The 504-nt window shown below is 64.7% G+C and carries 1 protein-coding gene; it reads right to left on the reverse strand.

The annotated features are described in order from the left end of the window. Positions 1–504 (reverse strand): hypothetical protein (locus tag ABQX22_RS26820; protein ID WP_349802870.1); only part of this gene is annotated, 504 nt, incomplete at both ends.

Here is a 504-nt window from a genome sequence, read left to right on the forward strand (position 1 = left end):
AGCGGGTCGGTGGATGGGCCTGCGTGATCGTCGGCGCGTCCTTCGCCATGCGCAGGTCCAGGGCGTCAAACATCTGGTCGCCGGCCTCGATCTGCGCAATCAGGTTCAAGCTCATCTCGCCGAGGTCCGCCTCGATGGCCTCGCGCGTCCGCTCAAGCGTCCGGTCCACCCACTGCACCAGCTCTTCGTGGCGCTGGCGCAGCTCAGCTCGCGAGCCTCCAACGTGGCGCGGTTTCCATTGCCGGCTGACCATCGCGTAAGCCTTGAGCACCTGGTAGAAGGTCAGCGCCGGGCGTCGCGTTGCGTGCTGTTCGATCTCGGCAGAAGACCGCGAGCCACCGCCGCCCAGGTACAGATCAATCTTGCGCTCGATGATGGGCTGCAATGTGTTGAACACCCGCAATGCGTGGCCCCGGTGGAGACGGCTCAGCTCTGGACTGCGGATCAACGGCAACAGCCCCATGCATAGGTTGCCGATAGTCTCGAGGCCGGTCTGGCGTAATC

The sequence above is a fragment of the Xanthomonas sp. WHRI 1810A genome (assembly GCF_040202885.1).
Lineage (GTDB): Bacteria > Pseudomonadota > Gammaproteobacteria > Pseudomonadales > Pseudomonadaceae > Aquipseudomonas.